Origin of the sequence: Sphingomonas sp. LH128, assembly GCF_000293195.2 — a bacterium.
GTDB lineage: Bacteria > Pseudomonadota > Alphaproteobacteria > Sphingomonadales > Sphingomonadaceae > Novosphingobium > Novosphingobium resinovorum_A.
This window is the reverse complement of sequence record NZ_ALVC01000474.1, coordinates 1-951: the sequence shown is the minus strand read 5'-3', so window position 1 is coordinate 951 and position 951 is coordinate 1. Positions and strand designations below refer to the sequence as shown.

Here is a 951-nt window from a genome sequence, read left to right as displayed (position 1 = left end):
GGGGCAGCCTCGCGGAACGTTTCAGGCGCCGCGCTGCGGCCTTTGAAGCAAAGGCGCGCGCTCTGGCCTGATTGCCCACGTCTCATTGCATCCGCTGCTCATTCTTGTCTCCTGTCCCTTGCTTCGGCGAAATCCTGGTCTTCCGGTGTCGCGATTGTCGCCGCCGAGCAGATCACCGCAGGAGGTGGGCCAAGCCCGGTCAACGTCGACAATTCTCGTTGCAGATGGCGATTTATGAGGACGCTCTGCAATGCAGGGCATGCGACACAGGTCATGCACCCGTCACGATGGCACTCAAGGCATTCACACCGTAGAGATGCGCGTCGACTTATCGGGAACAAGCTTATGTGCAACCGGGCGCGCATGAAAGGCGATATCGAGACGATCTGGGGATCGCTCGCCGAACTCTGTGATAGCGCCAGAGGACCTTGATGCAGCGATCCGCGCGACTTTCCCGAGCGGGCAAGTTCGCGGTCTTGGCGTTGTCTTTCGACGGGTCGATCATGAGTTGCTCGAGACGTTGGGGTTTCTCGACGCGGCCGAACAATTCGTTGAGGCGAGAGGCCGCAGTTCGGTAATGGCAATGCGGGTAGCTGGAATGACGTCCGCGCCGGTATACTCCCGAAGTCGTGGAAAGCGCGCTGGAACTGCGGGGCCTTCTCCGGCAATAGAGCCGCGATAATTGCCTTCCACGGTCTCGTGAACGGCACTCCAAAAACGAGTTGACGGCCAAGATATGAGCAGAAGCGAACGCGGCAGTGAAATGGAAGCGCCAGTTGTCGAGGCAAGCCGCGGGTCTGTCGCCAAGTTCATAGCCTATGCCAAGCGTCGCGGCACGATCACCGTCGACGAGCTGAACGTTGCCCTGCCGCAGGATCAGATGACCGCAGACCAGATCGAGGACGTCATGGCGGCGATGTCGGAGATGGGTATCAGGATCGTCGAGAACGA

1 protein-coding gene is annotated in these 951 nt (G+C 59.7%); it reads left to right on the top strand.

Annotated elements, in window-relative coordinates; genetic code table 11:
- Positions 1-763 precede the first annotated feature (763 nt).
- On the top strand, positions 764-951 hold a 188-nt coding region (locus LH128_RS28720; RefSeq protein ID WP_008833217.1), incomplete at its 3' end, for an RNA polymerase sigma factor region1.1 domain-containing protein.